13 protein-coding genes and 1 pseudogene are annotated in these 15419 nt (G+C 61.0%); 2 read left to right on the top strand and 12 right to left on the bottom strand.

All coding sequences use genetic code 11. The features are described 5' to 3' along the window. Positions 1-53 precede the first annotated feature (53 nt). The 4 genes from FJ492_RS10505 to iolG form a co-directional block, all read right to left on the bottom strand. On the bottom strand, positions 54-1100 hold the full coding sequence (locus tag FJ492_RS10505) for an ABC transporter permease (protein WP_140714460.1): 1047 nt from the start codon (positions 1098-1100) through the stop codon (positions 54-56). After that, positions 1097-2581, bottom strand: a complete 1485-nt coding sequence (locus FJ492_RS10500; RefSeq protein WP_140714458.1) for a sugar ABC transporter ATP-binding protein — start codon at positions 2579-2581, stop codon at positions 1097-1099. The genes FJ492_RS10505 and FJ492_RS10500 overlap by 4 nt, the downstream gene beginning before the upstream one ends. Before the next feature lie 29 nt (positions 2582-2610). After that, positions 2611-3675, bottom strand: a complete 1065-nt coding sequence (locus FJ492_RS10495; RefSeq protein ID WP_140620354.1) for a sugar ABC transporter substrate-binding protein — start codon at positions 3673-3675, stop codon at positions 2611-2613. A gap of 373 nt (positions 3676-4048) precedes the next feature. Beyond that, positions 4049-5062 carry an inositol 2-dehydrogenase gene (gene iolG / locus FJ492_RS10490; RefSeq protein ID WP_210241530.1) on the bottom strand — a complete coding sequence of 338 codons (1014 nt, stop codon included), beginning with the start codon at positions 5060-5062 and terminating at the stop codon, positions 4049-4051. 146 nt (positions 5063-5208) lie between these two features. Between iolG and FJ492_RS10485 the strand changes: the two genes are divergently transcribed. Beyond that, entirely contained in the window at positions 5209-6027 is an 819-nt protein-coding gene (locus tag FJ492_RS10485; RefSeq protein ID WP_140714454.1) for an SDR family oxidoreductase, read from the top strand. A gap of 76 nt (positions 6028-6103) precedes the next feature. Here FJ492_RS10485 and FJ492_RS10480 read toward each other — a convergent pair whose 3' ends face one another. The 5 genes from FJ492_RS10480 to FJ492_RS10460 form a co-directional block, all read right to left on the bottom strand. Beyond that, positions 6104-7318 carry a substrate-binding domain-containing protein gene (locus tag FJ492_RS10480; RefSeq protein WP_140714452.1) on the bottom strand — a complete coding sequence of 405 codons (1215 nt, stop codon included), beginning with the start codon at positions 7316-7318 and terminating at the stop codon, positions 6104-6106. 230 nt (positions 7319-7548) lie between these two features. Continuing rightward, entirely contained in the window at positions 7549-8673 is a 1125-nt protein-coding gene (locus FJ492_RS10475) for a Gfo/Idh/MocA family oxidoreductase (protein WP_140714450.1), read from the bottom strand. After that, positions 8663-9628 (bottom strand): hydroxyacid dehydrogenase, encoded by a 966-nt coding sequence (locus FJ492_RS10470; protein WP_140714448.1) that lies wholly within the window; start codon positions 9626-9628, stop codon positions 8663-8665. Before FJ492_RS10470 ends, FJ492_RS10475 begins: the two co-directional genes overlap by 11 nt. Further along, complete coding sequence (locus tag FJ492_RS10465) at positions 9628-10443, bottom strand: aldolase/citrate lyase family protein (RefSeq protein ID WP_140769844.1); 816 nt, start codon at positions 10441-10443, stop codon at positions 9628-9630. Before FJ492_RS10465 ends, FJ492_RS10470 begins: the two co-directional genes overlap by 1 nt. Positions 10444-10454: 11 nt before the next feature. Beyond that, positions 10455-11891 (bottom strand): NAD-dependent succinate-semialdehyde dehydrogenase, encoded by a 1437-nt coding sequence (locus FJ492_RS10460; protein WP_140714444.1) that lies wholly within the window; start codon positions 11889-11891, stop codon positions 10455-10457. Between the two features lie 280 nt (positions 11892-12171). Here FJ492_RS10460 and iolE point away from each other — a divergent pair, with 280 nt between their 5' ends. Further along, positions 12172-13071, top strand: coding sequence for a myo-inosose-2 dehydratase (iolE, locus tag FJ492_RS10455; RefSeq protein WP_140769842.1), 900 nt, complete (start codon positions 12172-12174; stop codon positions 13069-13071). Between the two features lie 118 nt (positions 13072-13189). Here iolE and FJ492_RS10450 read toward each other — a convergent pair whose 3' ends face one another. From FJ492_RS10450 to FJ492_RS10440, 3 genes and pseudogenes are all read right to left on the bottom strand, one after another. Beyond that, the gene (locus tag FJ492_RS10450) at positions 13190-13960 is read right to left on the bottom strand and encodes an ATP-binding cassette domain-containing protein (RefSeq protein WP_140661259.1); all 771 of its coding nucleotides are present in this window, start codon (positions 13958-13960) and stop codon (positions 13190-13192) included. 2 nt (positions 13961-13962) lie between these two features. After that, positions 13963-15039 (bottom strand): ABC transporter permease, encoded by a 1077-nt coding sequence (locus FJ492_RS10445; protein WP_140509604.1) that lies wholly within the window; start codon positions 15037-15039, stop codon positions 13963-13965. 122 nt (positions 15040-15161) lie between these two features. Beyond that, positions 15162-15419: pseudogene (locus FJ492_RS10440) on the bottom strand (substrate-binding domain-containing protein); the annotation flags it as partial.

Here is a 15419-nt window from a genome sequence, read left to right as displayed (position 1 = left end):
CGAGCTTGGCAGTTATGCCGGCAGAAACCCTTGGTCCCTGCCGGCATAATATCTCACGTTCGGGTTCGCACGCCGCTCGAGCGTTGGCTCGCGATCGTCGTCAGCACCGCTGCCACTATGATGACGGCACCGGTCGATGCCTGAACGTAAAAGGACGGAACCTGCGCCAACGTGAGCAAGTTGTTGATGACGCCAATCAAGAGCACTCCGCTAACAACTCCGACGATCGTCCCTCTGCCGCCGCCAAGACTTACGCCCCCGATCACCGCGGCGGCAAAGGCGGAGAAAATGATCCCCTGCCCTTGGGTTGTCACCGTCGAATCAAGGCGCCCCGTCATCAGAACACCGGCTAAGCCCGCCAAGAGAGCCGCGAAGACAAACGCCGACCAAATAACCTTGTCCACGTTAATGCCGGCGGCCCTCGCAGCGTCTTCATTGCCGCCTATAGCATACAAGGCGCGGCCATAGCGGTGGTAGTGGAAGACCAGGCCGACCACGGCCGCTACCACAATGAATACGATCACAGACACTGGAACACCGAGCCAACTCTCGGAACCGAGATAGGTCAGCGCTTTGCCGGGAGAGTAGATCGATCGCCCGTTGGAAATGATCAGCACTCCGCCGCGAAGCAGCACAAGCAGCCCGAGCGTCGAGATGAACGGGTTTAGACCCACCCTGACGACCATGAAACCATTGAAAAACCCGATCAACCCCGCAGTACCCAGGGCAACGAATAGGCCAGTCCAACTCGGCAACTCCAATCCAAGCCCGCCAGCCGCCGCAGGCACGAGTGTGACAGCCGCCAACATCGGAGCGAAGCCGACAATTCCCTCGAGCGAGAGATCCAGTCGACCTATCAGGACTACGAAAGTCAGTCCGATTGTCGTCAGGCCCAGAACGCTGACCTGGTCGAGGATATTCAGCAGATTGGCCGCCGTGGCGAACCGAGGAGCAACGATGGCACCAACGATCACCAGTATGAGAAGGACCGGGTACATCGTATAACCACCGGCCACAAAGGCGCTTCCAAAGACGGATAGTCGTGACTGTCCGGAATGTTCCTTCTTCGGCGTGGATTTGCTCACGATATCGGTGCTCATACGACGCCCTCCATTCGCAGGATTAGATCTTTGATTGTGTATCCGCCCACCAGTTCATCAACGACGTGCCCCTCGAACACGATAACGACCCGGTTTGCCAGTTGATCAATTTCGTCTTCTTCGTCCGAGACCACCACAACGCCTAACCCCTTGCTGGCAAGATCCCGTAACAGCGAATAGAGCTGCTCCTTGGCTCCTACATCGACGCCGCGGGTTGGGCTGAGAGCGATGATGACCTCGGGAGCTCGACAAAGCGCGCGCGCGAAAACAACCTTCTGCTGATTGCCGCCACTGAGCTGGCTCACCGCTTGCTCCAGAGACGATGCGATTACGTTCGTCTGTTGGGCAAGGCGCCCGACGTGCTTGGCTTCCTTGCCTTTGCTGATAAAACCAAGTTTGCCGGACAGGACGTCAAGGCCACCGATCGCCACATTTTCACGAACACCCAGAATGCCAACGTAGCCGCTGGCATGCCTGTCGGTCGGAACCAGCCCGATAGTCGGTAGCTTTCCACGCGGGCTGATCACCTCGCCTCTTTCAGGCCTTTGCTGGCCAGCAAGGACCATCGCGAGTGCTTCCTTCCCGCCACCCACCGGACCTGCCAGGGCCACGATCTCGCCCGCCCTAACGGCAAAGTTGATATCCTTTTCCGAAAAGCTGTCGAGCCGAATTCCCTTGGCCTGGAGCAGAACAGGGGCTTCCTCCGTCAGGAAGTCCTGTCGCGTGCTTCGGACCGTCTTTTCACCCATCATAAGGTCGGCGATGGTCTCTACGTCGAGACCCCCCACTGGCTCGCGTTCCTTCACGACCTTGCCATCCCTCAAGATCGTGACTGTATCGGCAATCTCGAAAACCTCGTCCAGGTGATGCGAGATATAGACGAACGAGACTCCCTTGGCTTTGAGTGCCCGCACATGCTCGAACAGAATCCGTTTTTCCGCATTGCTCAACGCCGCGGTTGGCTCGTCCAGAATCATGATGGGCACACCCCGACTGAGGGCCTTCATGATCTCGAGCAGCTGTCTCGTCCCGGCGCCCAGCTCTCCTGCAAGCGAGCGGGGCTGGATGTCCATATTCCATTCGCTCAGCAGCTCAGCGGCGCGCTCCAACATCAGCTTGTGGCTCACCACGCCGAACCCTCTGCGGACGAGAGGGTTCTCTACAAAAAGGTTCTCCGCCACTGTTAGCAGGTTGAACAGCTGAGGGGTTTGTTGAACGTGGGCGATCAGCTTGCGAATGCTGGGCGCATAGTGTTGGCCGACCGCTTCTACCTCGACCTCTCCGATTCTGATCGATCCGGTATCGGCCGAAACATATCCGCTCAAGGTGGAAACGAGCGTGCTCTTTCCCGCGCCATTGCGGCCCAACAGGGCGTGAACTTCACCACGCATGACGGTGAAATTCACGCCGCGAAGAGCCCGGGTCGAGCCAAAGGTCTTGGCGATGTCACGCATCTCGACGATGGGTCGCGCGTTGTCCATGATCTTCGGCTCCTCCCCTTGGGTCCTGCTTACTTGCCGATCTTGTTCGCCCACAGATCAGGTGAGTCCACATTGTCGGCTGTCACCAGCGTCGCCTTGAGCTGGTACTGCGGTCCAACGGGTGTATCGATGACCTGGCCGTCGTCACGTGGCCCGATCTCGATCTTGCCACCCTTGGAGACGAGTTCGATCAGCTCGGCCGTCTTGGTCGCATAGGCGCTCAGGGGCTGTGACACCGTCGCGTCGAGGGCCTTGCTGCGGATCAGCTGAAGCCCTTGAGGCGTTCCATCGATTGCGATGCGGATCACCGAGTTCGGGTCACCCACCGGAGCGCCCTTGCCGCCGTTGGTGAGCTGCGCGTTCACGGCCGAGGCCATGAGTTCGGACGCCATGAAGATGCCGCTCAACGAGGGATTCTGCGTGAGGACGTTCTGCGCAGCATCGGCGGCCATATCGGCAGTCCATTCGGTCGGGCGCTGTATCAGGTTTACCTTGGGCGCGAGTTCATGCAGCGTTTTGGAAAAACCATCGGATCGATCGCGGCCGTTTGGTGTGGTCAGGGCACCCTGTAGCTCAAGCACGATGCAGCTGTTATCGGTCCAGCACGGCTTCGCCTGCAGGCGCTTGGCCATCTCCTTGGCGCCTTGAACGCCGGCGTCGACATTGTCCGCGCGCACCGTTGCCGTCACTTTGCCGCCCGCGGGGGCGTCATCGATCGAGAAAACGAGGACGTTGGCGTCATTCGCCTTCTTGACCGCGGGAACGATTCCGGCTGCGTCAATGGGAGCGAAGACCAGAACGTTTGCGCCGTTGGCAATCAGGTTCTGGAGCGCATCGACTTCGGCAGCGATATCGCCATTCGGATCAGGAGCACCGACCAGGGTGAAACCTTTTGCATCGAAGGCCTTCTTCGAGAGATCCAGCATCAGGGTCTGGAAATCATCCTTGAGAAACTTCGGGGTGAAACCGATCCTCACGTCCGCGGCTTTGTATTCGGCAAGCGCGGTCCCAGCGGTTATTGCAAGGAACAGCGCGCCGAAAGCCACTGTGCTGGCGGCCCTGCGGCGAGAAATGGGGAGACTTGGAAATTTCATTGGTTCCTCCTTTTGTTGCGCGGTCCGACTGCCCGTTGAGCGGGGCCTGACACCGCTTAGGCCTTCTGTGCTCACCACAGAAAGGTTCGACCTTGCGATGAGACACCGTTCGCGATGTCGTCACGCGCAAATGCAATTGCAGTGCCGGCAGCACTGAAAGAAGCCCTGCTGGAGAAGTTGGAGTGCGGGCACGCTGTCGGGATTCTCCTTCGATCGTGATCGCAAGGAAGGCGGAGCCAAGATGCCCGCGCCATCGCGGGGCCGGTCTCGGTCATTTCCCGACACGACGATCCGTGCGAGCCCATACTTCACCAAACGCCACTCCTCCCACTGCGCGGATCTTTCATCCTCCTGCGGATCCGCCGCCGAATGCTTATGCAGCCACCTCGGAGACGCGCACCAAACGTCCCTCTTTCATGGATTTGTAAGCCGCTTCCGCCAGGATGAGCGCACGGCGCCCATCTTCGAAACTTGCCAGCGGAACGGCGCCTTTCTCCACACAGTCCACGAACCCGTCGATCTCCGCCATGAAGGCCTCCAGGTAGCGCTCTAGGAAGAAGAACTGGTACGGCTGGCTTGCCTCGGCGGCCGTGCTGGTAAAGCGTCGCAATTCGTGGGGTTTGCGGTTGTCGGAAAGAAGCATACCGGCGCTCCCGATCAACTCAACGCGCTGATCGTAGCCGTAGACCGCCGTGCGCGAATTGTTGATGTGGCACTGCTTGCCCGACGCGGTCCTCAGGATGAACATCGCACTGTCGACTTCATCGAGTTCCTTTCCGAGCGCCGGATCGATGAGTGCGTTGGCTAGCGCGAAGACCTCGGTCGGCTCTTCGCCAAGCATGAAGCGAGCCAAATCGAAGTCGTGGATCGTCATATCGCGGAACAGCCCACCCGCAGCCTCCAGATAGGCTCTTGGAGGCAACGCGGGGTCACGGGACGTGATAACGACCTGGTGCAGTTCGCCGATATCGCCGGCCAGCATCGCAGTTCGCGCTGCGCTGTGCCCAGGATCGTAACGACGGTTGAAGCCGAGTTGGATCGGGATTTTGGTCTTGCCGATGTTGGCGGCGCACGCCTCGACGCGGGCGAGGCTAAGGTCGATCGGCTTCTCGCATAGCACCGCCTTACCCGCAGCGACTGACATTTCTATGTAGTCGGCGTGGGTGGGAGTTGCCGTGGCGATCAGAACGGCGTCCACCGTGTCGGAGGCGAAAATCTCCTCTGCACTGGCCGCGGCCTTAACGCCTTGAGCCGCCGCGACCTTTTCGGCCGCCTCTGAATTGACATCAAATACCGCCGCCAACGTGGATCGGGGATGCCGCGCGACATTGGCAGCATGCATTTGACCAATTCGGCCACAGCCGAGCACGGCGATACGCAACATCAATTTCCTCCCTGCGGCCTATCGTGCAAGCCAAGCACCAATCTTTGCGTGCACGATGCAAAATATCTTGCATTTCCGCACGTGTGTCAATACTAATTCCGCATTGATTTCTTCTGCAAAATTCATTGCAGACCGAGGAGGCCTTGAAAATGAACAGAGTCGATGGGAAATTCGCGGTGGTCACCGGCGGGACGCAGGGACTGGGCGCTGCGATCGCCATGCATCTCGCAGACGCGGGCGCGGCCGGAATTGTCACCTGTGGGCGCAACGCCGACAAGGGCGGCGCCGTCGCTGCAGCGATTGAGGCTAAAACGGGCTGCGTCGTGCGCTTCGTTCAGGCCGATCTGGCGAATGTGGCCGATTGCCGGACGGTGATTGAGGCCGCGGATACGGCCTTTGGGCGCGTCGATATCCTGGTAAACGCCGCCGGCCTTACGGACCGTGGTGACATCCTCAACACGAGCGAGGAGCTTTTCGACCGGATGTTCGCGATCAACACGCGCGCTCCCTTTTTCTTGATGCAGGAAGCAATTCGACGGATGGTCCGAGACAGTATCGAAGGTGCGATCGTGAACATTGGCTCTACATCAGCGCTCGCCGGGCAGCCGTTTATCGCATCCTACTGCGCCTCCAAGGGTGCTCTTGCCACACTGACGCGCAACACGGCGTTTGCAACGATGCGGAACAAGATCCGGGTCAATCAGCTGAACATCGGCTGGATGGCTTCCGACGGCGAGGATCGCATCCAGCGCGAGTATCACGGCGCAGACGCAAATTGGCTCGAAAAGGCTGCGGCCGAACAACCTTTTGAGCGCCTGTTGGCTCCTGCGGAGGTGGCCAAGGCCGTCGCATTTTTGGCTTCGGAGGATGCCGGGATGATGACTGGCTCGGTGATCAATTTCGACCAGTCGGTCTGGGGCGCCTACCCCTTCGCCCCTCCAACGCCTGTGGCCAAGCTGGCCATCTAGAGAGGCGACCTGGCGACAGAAGGATTCGCCACTTCGTCGCCAATCATCCTAACTCGCCGCAGAACACTGCGATCAATCAGAAGGTGGCGCAGTTGAAGCGGGTAAAAACCTGGCTTTGCGTAATTCGATTTACAGGCTGGATGCCTTGGCGCGCCGTCCGTATGCAATCTACCGATAGCGCAATTTCGCGATCGAAGTCGTGGCCGATCGTCACATCCATGATTCCCCGCTCGAGCAGAGAGCGGGAATTCGCGTTCAATTCGTGGCCGACAAAGACGGTCGAATTACTGAGACCTTCAGCCTCCAATGCGCGCCCAACCCCGAGGTTGGCCCCTGAAACGTTGTAGATGGCTGCCGGCGGACCGCTCTTTGCGATGTATCGCCGGACTGCCTCGTATATGACCTCAATACTCTCATTGGAGCTCACCCTCTCATCGATAGCGAGGGTTGAGAATTCGGATCGCAGGACGTGCCGGAATCCCTGCTCCCGATCTTGGTGGCAGCGAAACGGCACGCTGCAAACAAATAGGACTTTGCCGGCAGTCCCACGCGGGAGCATTCGGCCACACAGCCAGGCTGCCGTAGCCCCCGACACATATTGATCCGAGCCAACATAGGCTACTCGACCTGACAAAGGGAGATCGGTGGTCAGGCAGATCACCGGGAGGCCCCGTCCAGTGGCCGCCCTCACGGCATCGTTGATTGCTGGATGCTCTCTGGCGACCAGAATAATGCCATCGGACTTTTCAGCCGCGCTCTCGATCCGGCGCGCAAAGTCCTCAGGCTGGACGTCGTATGAAGCATACGACTCCGTTTCGATCTCAGTCGATGCATATTGCGCGCTGAAGTTCTTGGCGGCGGCTTCCGCAGCCTCGTTGAACGATCGTCCTGAGTCGGCAAGAAGAACGAGACGAAGCGGTTTTGAAATCTCGGGCAAGGTAATTCCACCCGCGCCGGACTGCCTGGCTTCCACAATTGAGGCGGACAGATGCTGTTGGAGAACTGATTGAAATTCCCGGTAGCCCGAAAATCCCAAGGTCTGGACAAAACGCACCACACTGGATGCGTTCACGCCGCAGCGACTGGCAACCTCGGAACCTGACAGAAGGGCTGTCTCGCCAAGGTTCGCGATGAAGAAATTCGCCACGCGACGCCCGCCTCTGCCCATGTTATCCTGAGCTGAGTTCAAGATAGTCATCAACTCGCCGGCAGACTGAGGCTTCGATCGTAAGTGGTCCATGCCTGATCCTTTTTCGATCACCCACAATACCGAAACTTTGCGATCGAGCAATATTCCTTGCAAAAACGCATGAATCGCTTCGGGGCGGCATTGGACTCGCCGTCATCCGGCTTCGCGCGATCCATCCTGTATCGGCAAAATAGGACGCGCCGATACCACCTATCTCATGGATTCTGGCTACGTGCGACGCCCACAGGATAAAGTTCCTGCCCTGCAAAACGCGCAAGCCCGTCGAATGAAGTTCTTCGGCGACCGCCCGGGCGCCGCATTCGAAATTGCCATCAAACTGTGCTGACCCAACGGCCTGCAGTCGCCGAGGTATGGATCGCTTCCACAAGTTCCTGGATGCGCTGTCCGGAGCGGAAGCTGAATGGCTCGGCGCGGATCCCGGCGATAGCTTCGAGAAACAGCGCGACCTCGATGGCCTTGAGATCGTTGAAACCAAGCTGATGGCCGGGGGCCACGCAAAACAGCCCATAGGGTGGATGATCAGGCCCGGCCTCAATACGACGGAAGCCGCGAACTCGACCGGCGTCCGCATTGGTGTAGAATTGCAGTTCGTTGAAGCGCTCCTGGCTGAAGGTCAGCGCACCTCTCGAGCCATATATCTCGAAATCGTGCTGCATTTTGCGGCCGCTCGCCACCCAACTCGCCTCGATGCTGCCGGTGGCGCCGCTGGCGAAGCGCAAGAAAGCCCGGCCGATGTCGTCGACCTCGACGGCCGTACGGCCGCCCTTGCCGTCCGGACGACTGTTGATGACGGTGACCTCGTCGCCAAGAACGCGCTCGATCGGGCCGAGAAGGAACTCGGCGGTCGCCAAGGCATGACTGCCGAGATCGGCCAGCGCACCGCCCCCAACCGGGTCGAGGCGAAAGGTGAAGGGACTTTCAGCATCGCCCATGTAGTCTTCGGCGTGGATTCCGCGATAGCTGCGGATTTCGCCAAGCTCACCGGTCGCGATGAGTTCACGGGCCAGGGCCATCATCGGATTGCAAAGGTAGTTGAACCCGACCTGGGTGCGCACGCCGGCAGCCACGGCAGCATTTGCCATCTCGGCGGCCTCGGCTGCACGCGGAGCAAGCGGTTTCTCGCAATAAACGTGCTTGCCGGCGGCGATAGCGGCCAGCGCCATCTCGCGGTGGAACGCGTTTGGCGCGGTGATGTCGACGAGATCGATGTCCGGATCGCCGACAAGGCGGCGCCAATCTCCGGTAGCGTTCTTGAAGCCGAGCGTCCGCGCGGCTGCGCCGGCAAGTTCTTCGGTACGGTCCGCGATGGTATGAAGCTCGAGCTCGAACGGAAGATCGAAAACACGTTCCGCTGCGGCGAATCCAAACGAATGGGTCTTGCCCATGAAACCGGTCCCGATCAGCCCGACCCGCAGCTTGGGCTTCTCATTTCCCATTGATTTCGGCCCCATTGACGACCAGCGCGGGATCGATCTTGCTTTCAAAAAAATCGAGGACGTTCTTGACCGACGACAGCGCCATGCGTTCCCCGCATTCAACGGTAAGACCGGCGATGTGGGGCGTGAGGATGACCTGATCCATCGCCAGCAACGGGTTGTCCGGCGTTGGCGGCTCCTGGTCGAAAACATCGAGGCCCGCGGCCGCAACCGTGCCGGTCCGCAGCGCCTCAATCAGAGCGAGCTCCTCGACCACGCCACCACGGGCGGTATTGATCAGGACGACGCCACGCTTGATGAGCTCGAATTCACGGGCACCGATCAACGGCCTCTCGCCTTTGGGCGCATGCACGGATATCGCGTCGGCACGGCCCAGCGCAGCGGCGAGGTCGCAGGCCGGCCTCACCGGACCATCCGGCCAGCCAATCTTTTCGAGAAACGGATCGTAGGCTTCAACCTCCATAGAAAAGCCGGCAGCCATGCGGGCAAGATGCCGACCTATCCGGCCGTAACCCAGGATGAGCAGCCGCTTGCCCGCAAGTTCTGACGCCTCGAGCTTGTTGCGCCAGTTCCATCCTTTTTCGCGGACGGCCCGATCGGCGCGCAGCGTGCGCTTGCTGGCAGCTAACAGCAGCATCATGGCGTGCTCAGCCACCGAGACCGAATTGACATCGCCGACGACCGCCAGCGCGATCCCGCGCTTATTGAGCGCCGGCAGATCAACCGAGTCGTAGCCGACCCCATGCCGCGAGACGATGCGGAGGTTGCGTGCCTTGTCGACCGTCGGCGCGGAAAGCGGCTGGGTGCGAATGACCAGCCCATCGGCCTTGCCGATCAGCGAGGCATAGCTTGGCTCGGAAACCTCCTCGACATAGTCGTAGGTTACGCCTGGCGTCCGATCGAGCAGGGCTATACCGCTTGGATGCAGTTTGCCGGCAACAAGCACGTGAGGCATCAGTAGCCCCCCTTGGCGTTGACGCTCTTGGCTGAGGCTCCAGCCATCAGGGCCCTGAACCGCTTGACGGCGGTTTCTGCGGCGCCGGCGAGTAAACGCACGTCATTGGAGACGGTGGTCATGTCGAAGCCCCATGCCACGGCGCGCCCGGCGTATTCCGGAGTGCCGCAGTGCAGCGCGGCGCGAATGCCGTGTTTGCGGCAGGCCCGCACAATGGCTTGCAAAACCTCGATCATTTCCGGCTCTTCGCGATCGAAGGCCGGAGGCAGGCGACCGCCGTGCAGGCTGAAGGTGAGGTCGGCCGGCCCGACATAGATGCCGTCGAGCCCTGGCGTCGCTGCGATCGCATGGAGATTGGCCATCGCCTCGGCGGTCTCGACCATCGCGAAGGCAAGGATTTCGCCATTGGCTTCCGTTGCATAGTTGGCGCCGACCGCGAAATTGGCGCGGGTTGGCCCGAAAGAGCGCTGACCGGCCGGCGGATAGCGCACACAGGAGACAAATCGTGCGGCTTCCTCCGCGGTGTTGATCATCGGGCAAATGATCCCGTAGGCACCCGCGTCCAGCGCCTTCATGATGATGCCCGGCTCAAGCCAGGGGACGCGCACCAGCGGGGTGACGCCCGAGGCACGCATGGCCTGCAGCATGGGCAGCATGGCGTTGTAGTCTAGCGCACCGTGCTGCAGGTCGATGCCAATGCTGTCATAACCTTGCGCGGCCATGATCTCGGCGGTGAATGAGTTGCCTATGGAGAGCCAGCCATTGATGGTCGGACGGCCTTCGGCCCAGAGCTTCTTGAGGGTATTGGGGATCATGGCGGCAACCCTTAGAAAACGACCTGGGCGAGCTTGGTATCGAGGTAATCTGTGATCGACTCGATCCCCCCTTCCCTGCCCATGCCCGAAAAATTGGTACCGCCGAACGGCGCCTCCGAGGCAGCAAGTGCGAAGCTATTGATGCCGACCATTCCAGCCTTCAGCTCGGCAATCGCCCGGCGTGCACGCTTCGGGCTTTGCGTGAACGCATAGGCCGAAAGCCCCATATCGGAGGTGTTGGCGCGCTGCAGCGCCTCGTCGTCGCTGGAGAACGAGGTGATCGCCGCCACCGGACCGAAATTCTCCTCGGCGAAGACCGCCATGTCGTCGCTGACGTTGGTCAGCACCGTCGGCTCGAAGAAATGCCCGGCGTTGAAGGTCGCCGCACGGCGGCCGCCAGCGGCGATCGTTGCCCCTTGCCGTTCGGCCTCCGCGACTACGGCCTCGATGTCGGAGAGCCGTTTGCCGTTGATCAGCGGCCCCATCTGCACCGAGGGGTCGAGACCATCGCCAAGCTTCAGCGACTTGACCCGGGAGACGAACCCTTCAACGAATTTGTCATGCAGGCTTTCATGGATGAAGAAGCGGTCGGGCGTGACGCAGACCTGGCCGGCATTGGCATATTTGGTCGGCACGGCCACACCGAGTGTCGTCTCGAGATCGGCATCGTCGAAGACGATCAGCGGCGCGTTGCCGCCCAGCTCCATCGAGACCTTTTTGACTGTATCGGCGGCATCGCGGATCATCTGCTGACCGACCCGCGTTGAGCCGGTCAGGGACACTTTGCGGACTATTTTCGACGCCATGATGGGCGTGTAGGTGGCATCCGTCGGACCGACCAGCAGGCTGACCGCGCCCGCAGGCAGGTTGCCCGCTCGCATGCAGTCAATCATGACCATGGCCGTGCCCGGGGTTTGGCTCGAGGGACGCACCACGATCGAGCAGCCTGCGGCCAGCGCCGGCGCGACCTTGCGGGCCACGAGTGCTGCGGGGAAGTTCCAGGCCGTGAAGGCCGCGGCGACGCCGACAGGCTCATGCAGGACCTCGAAACGCCCGCCCGGGACACGGCTCTCGATGACACGCCCGTAGATGCGACGCGCCTCTTCGGCGTGCCAGCGGAATTGATCGACCGCGAGAGCCCATTCCCGCTCAGACTGCGCCAGCGGCTTGCCGGTCTCGCTGGAGATCATCCGCGCCCCTTCGTCCTTGCGGCGCAGCATTTCATCGGCAATGCGATGCAGGGCATCAGCCCGCTCGAAGGCGGATTTGGCTTTCCATGAACGAAACCCCCGTTGGGCACTTTCGAGTGCGTCGCGAGTGTCCTCCCCATTCGCGCAAGCTACCTCGCCGAGCGCCCTTTCGGTAACCGGACTGAATACCGGGGTTAGGCCTCCTCCGCCCGTTGAATGCCAGGCTCCGTCGATGAAAAGTCCGTAGTCGCCATACATCTGAGCATCCTGAAAACAGCACGAGACACGCCACGCAGACAGCGCGGCGGTCACAAGATTCCGGCATTGCGGGACGGGTGTTTCACTCCGTTTGGAGTACCCTCCGGCGGCGCTGATCCTCGGCATATCCGATGGACCGCGTGCCCTGCGCGAGTTGGCGCAGTCCTCCCTAAAACCGTATTGCAATAATCATTGCAGCATCTATTGATTTGTCAATAGACATTTCATAATAGATCGCAACGCAGCCATTTGCGTCCTCTGTGGAAGGAGAAATTAGAGCATGAAAGCCAAGCTTGGCATCGCGCCGATCGCGTGGTGGAACGACGATCTTGCGGAACTGAGTGGTGACATTTCGCTCGAGGGATGCCTTGCCGAAGCGCGGGAGGCTGGCTTTTCCGGCATGGAGACCGGGCGCCGATTCCCGATGGATGCAGGCGTGCTCGGACCGATCCTCGACACCTATGGCATGAAAGTCTGCGGGGGCTGGTTCTCGGGCTTGCTGCTTGATGGCGACATTGCCCGCGAGAAGGACCGCATTGCCGAACAGATGGCGCTGTTCAAGGCCGTGGGCGCGCCCTGTATCGTGTATGGCGAGACCGCGGGCACAATCCAGGGCGACCGCTCGGCGCCCCTCGCCACCCGTCGTCGCCTGAGCGAAGAGGAGATCAAGGCCTATGGCCGGAAGATGACCGCTTTCGCCGAATGGTGCGCCGAGCAGGGCATGCCAATCGCTTACCATCACCACATGGCGGCACCGATCGAATCCGAGCAGGACGTGGACCTGTTGATGGAGCATTCTGGTGAGGCGCTACCCCTTCTCTACGATGCCGGCCACATGGCCTTTGCCGGTGGCGACGTGCTGCGCGTGATCGACAATCACCACCATCGCATCAGCCACGTTCACACCAAGGATGTGCGCCAGCCCGTCATCGACGGGTTGGATCGCTCCCGCGAAAGCTTCCTCGATGCGGTCGTCAAGGGCGCCTTCACCGTGCCGGGCGATGGCTCGCTCGACTTCGAGGCCATCGTCAAACGGCTCGCCGGCCACGGCTATGAAGGCTGGTTTGTCGTCGAGGCCGAGCAGGACCCGATCAAGAACCCGCCGCTGGAAATGGCCAGGATCGGCCATCGCGAGCTGCTGCGCGTCATGGCATCGGCGGGCTACACTGTCGAGGGCTGACCCATGAACAGACGGACTGACCGACTTGCGTCATAACGAGTTCACGCAAGGTCCGGGCGCCGCCATCTGGTCGATGCCGGCGCCAGGGGTTCTTGCGGCATAGACGTCTTTTCCATTCTCAGGCGGCCTGCAACTCCGCCTCGCCGGTCTTGGCGCCGGTGATGTACGATACGATGTCCTGCCCGTCGGTATTCTCCTTGCGCAGATTGGCGACGATGCGGCCGCGCCGGAACACCACGATGCGATCGCAAAGGTCGAACACCTGGCGCATATTGTGGCTGATCAGGATCAGCGGCTCGCCATTGTCCTTCAGCGTGCGGATGATGTTTTCGACCTGCGCCGTCTCCTGCACGCCGAGTGCGGCCGTCGGCTCGTCCATGATGATCAGCTTGGAGGCGAAGGTCGCGGTCCTAGCGATCGCCACGCACTGGCGCTGGCCACCCGACATGTGGCGGATGGTGTTGGACAGATTGGGGATCTTCACCGCCGTGCGCACCAGCGCCGCCTCGGTCGCCTTGCGCATGTATTTGCGGTCGAGGATGGAGAACGGCCCGAGATTGAACAGTACTTTTTCGCGGCCGAGAAACAGGTTCGACGGCACGTCGAGATCGTCGGCCAGCGCCAGATTCTGGAACACCGTCTCGATGCCCGCCTCGCGCGCCTCGATCGGGCCGGCGAAATTCACTTCCTTGCCGTCGAACCAGACCTGGCCGCTGGTCCGCTGCTCGACAGCGGTGATCTGGCGCACGAAGGTCGACTTGCCGGCGCCGTTGTCGCCCATGATGGCGACATGCTCGCCCTTGCGCAGCTCGAAGTTGGCGCCTTCCAGCGCATGCACGCCGCCATAGCGCTTGGTCAGGTTTTCGGTCTTCAGGACGATATCTGACATGGTCAAGCCCTCAATGCCCGCATGCGCTGGCGCCACTGATCGAGAACGACCGCGCCGACGATGATCACGCCCTTGACCATCTCCTGGTAGTAGGCGTCGAGGCGCAGGAAGGTGAAGCCGGAGATGATGACGCCGAAGATCAGCGAGCCGATCACCGTGCCGATGATGGAGCCACGGCCGCCCGACAGCGAAACGCCGCCGATGACCGCCATGGCGATCGCGTCGAGTTCATACATCACGCCCATGCCGGCCTGGGCGGTAAGGTTCTTGGAGGACAGCACCACGGCGGCGAGCGCGGCGAGTATGCCGGCGATGACGTAGACGAGGATCTTGTGGTTGGCGATCTTGATGCCCGACATGCGCGCGGCATCCTCATTGGAGCCGATCGCGTAGCAATGCTTTCCATATCTGGTGTAGGTCATGATCAGCTGGAACAGCACCGCCAGTGACAGGAAGATGATGACTGGCATCAGGCCCTTGCCGATCGCGGCGAAACTGTCTGTTGGGAACGAGATCGGCTGGCCCTTGGACCACCATTTGGCGATGCCGCGCGCGGTCACCATCATGCCGAGCGTGGCGATGAAGGGCGGAATGCGCGTGTAGGCGATCAGCGCGCCGTTGACGAAGCCGGCGAGCAGGCCGCAGCCGATCGCCACCAGCACCGGGACGATCACCGGCAGGTCGGTCCAGCCCTGCGCCAGGAACATCGCCTTGGGATTCGGGTTGCCGTTGACGGTCGCGACCTGGGCGAAGCTCATGGCGATCATGGCGGTCGCGCCGACGATCGAGCCCGAGGACAGGTCGATGCCGCCTGTAATGATCACCTGCGTGACGCCGATGGCGATGATGCCGACGATCGACACCTGCAGGATGATGATCTGCAGGCGGGCCTCGTTGAAGATGCCGGAGACGTCGCTGCGGGTGTTGAACAGGAAACTGTCGCCGAGAAAGATGCGGCCGATCAGTTCGAAGATGACGACGAGGATGACAAGCGCCAGAAAGACGTTGAATTCGGCCGGCCATGTGCGCTTCTTGGCGTCATAGCTGACCCCGCCGACGCCGTGAGATGTCTGTGCCACGTCTTTGATCCTCCCGTCAGCCGAGATCGCCCTCCCGTCGCGGTCGCGCGACAGGAGAAAGGCGGAGCGGCGCTGTTGTTGTTTGAGCTTAAGCGCCGCCCCGTATCTAGCGATCTGCTACCTCAGTTCTTCTTCAGGAACTTGTCGATGTTCGCGGGGGTCACCAACTGGAATGGGATGTAGACCTTGTGTTCGACTTTCTCGCCCTTGGACAGCTTGAGTGCCGCATCCAGCGCACCCGCGCCCTGGCCGGCCGCGTCCTGGAACACGGTTACGTCGAGGTCGCCGGCCTGCATGGCGGCGAGCGCGTCCTGAGTGGCGTCGACGCCGCCGACGACGACTGCCTTCATGTCGATGTTGGCGGCCTTCATCGCCTGGAT

Source organism: Mesorhizobium sp. B2-5-4 (assembly GCF_006441095.1).
Classification (GTDB): domain Bacteria; phylum Pseudomonadota; class Alphaproteobacteria; order Rhizobiales; family Rhizobiaceae; genus Mesorhizobium; species Mesorhizobium salmacidum.
The sequence above is the reverse complement of the archived record's forward strand: the minus strand, read 5'-3'. Positions and strand labels throughout refer to the sequence as shown.

What these genes read in the sequence shown, in the direction of transcription:
- FJ492_RS10475 (WP_140714450.1), bottom strand. Translation starts at nt 8,673, where the DNA reads ATGGGAAATGAGAAGCCCAAGCTGCGGGTCGGGCTGATCGGGACCGGT.
- FJ492_RS10505 (WP_140714460.1), bottom strand. Translation starts at nt 1,100, where the DNA reads ATGAGCACCGATATCGTGAGCAAATCCACGCCGAAGAAGGAACATTCC.
- FJ492_RS10465 (WP_140769844.1), bottom strand. Translation starts at nt 10,443, where the DNA reads ATGATCCCCAATACCCTCAAGAAGCTCTGGGCCGAAGGCCGTCCGACC.
- FJ492_RS10450 (WP_140661259.1), bottom strand. Translation starts at nt 13,960, where the DNA reads ATGTCAGATATCGTCCTGAAGACCGAAAACCTGACCAAGCGCTATGGC.
- FJ492_RS10495 (WP_140620354.1), bottom strand. Translation starts at nt 3,675, where the DNA reads ATGAAATTTCCAAGTCTCCCCATTTCTCGCCGCAGGGCCGCCAGCACA.
- FJ492_RS10470 (WP_140714448.1), bottom strand. Translation starts at nt 9,628, where the DNA reads ATGCCTCACGTGCTTGTTGCCGGCAAACTGCATCCAAGCGGTATAGCC.
- FJ492_RS10500 (WP_140714458.1), bottom strand. Translation starts at nt 2,581, where the DNA reads ATGGACAACGCGCGACCCATCGTCGAGATGCGTGACATCGCCAAGACC.
- iolE (WP_140769842.1), top strand. Translation starts at nt 12,172, where the DNA reads ATGAAAGCCAAGCTTGGCATCGCGCCGATCGCGTGGTGGAACGACGAT.
- FJ492_RS10460 (WP_140714444.1), bottom strand. Translation starts at nt 11,891, where the DNA reads ATGTATGGCGACTACGGACTTTTCATCGACGGAGCCTGGCATTCAACG.
- FJ492_RS10485 (WP_140714454.1), top strand. Translation starts at nt 5,209, where the DNA reads ATGAACAGAGTCGATGGGAAATTCGCGGTGGTCACCGGCGGGACGCAG.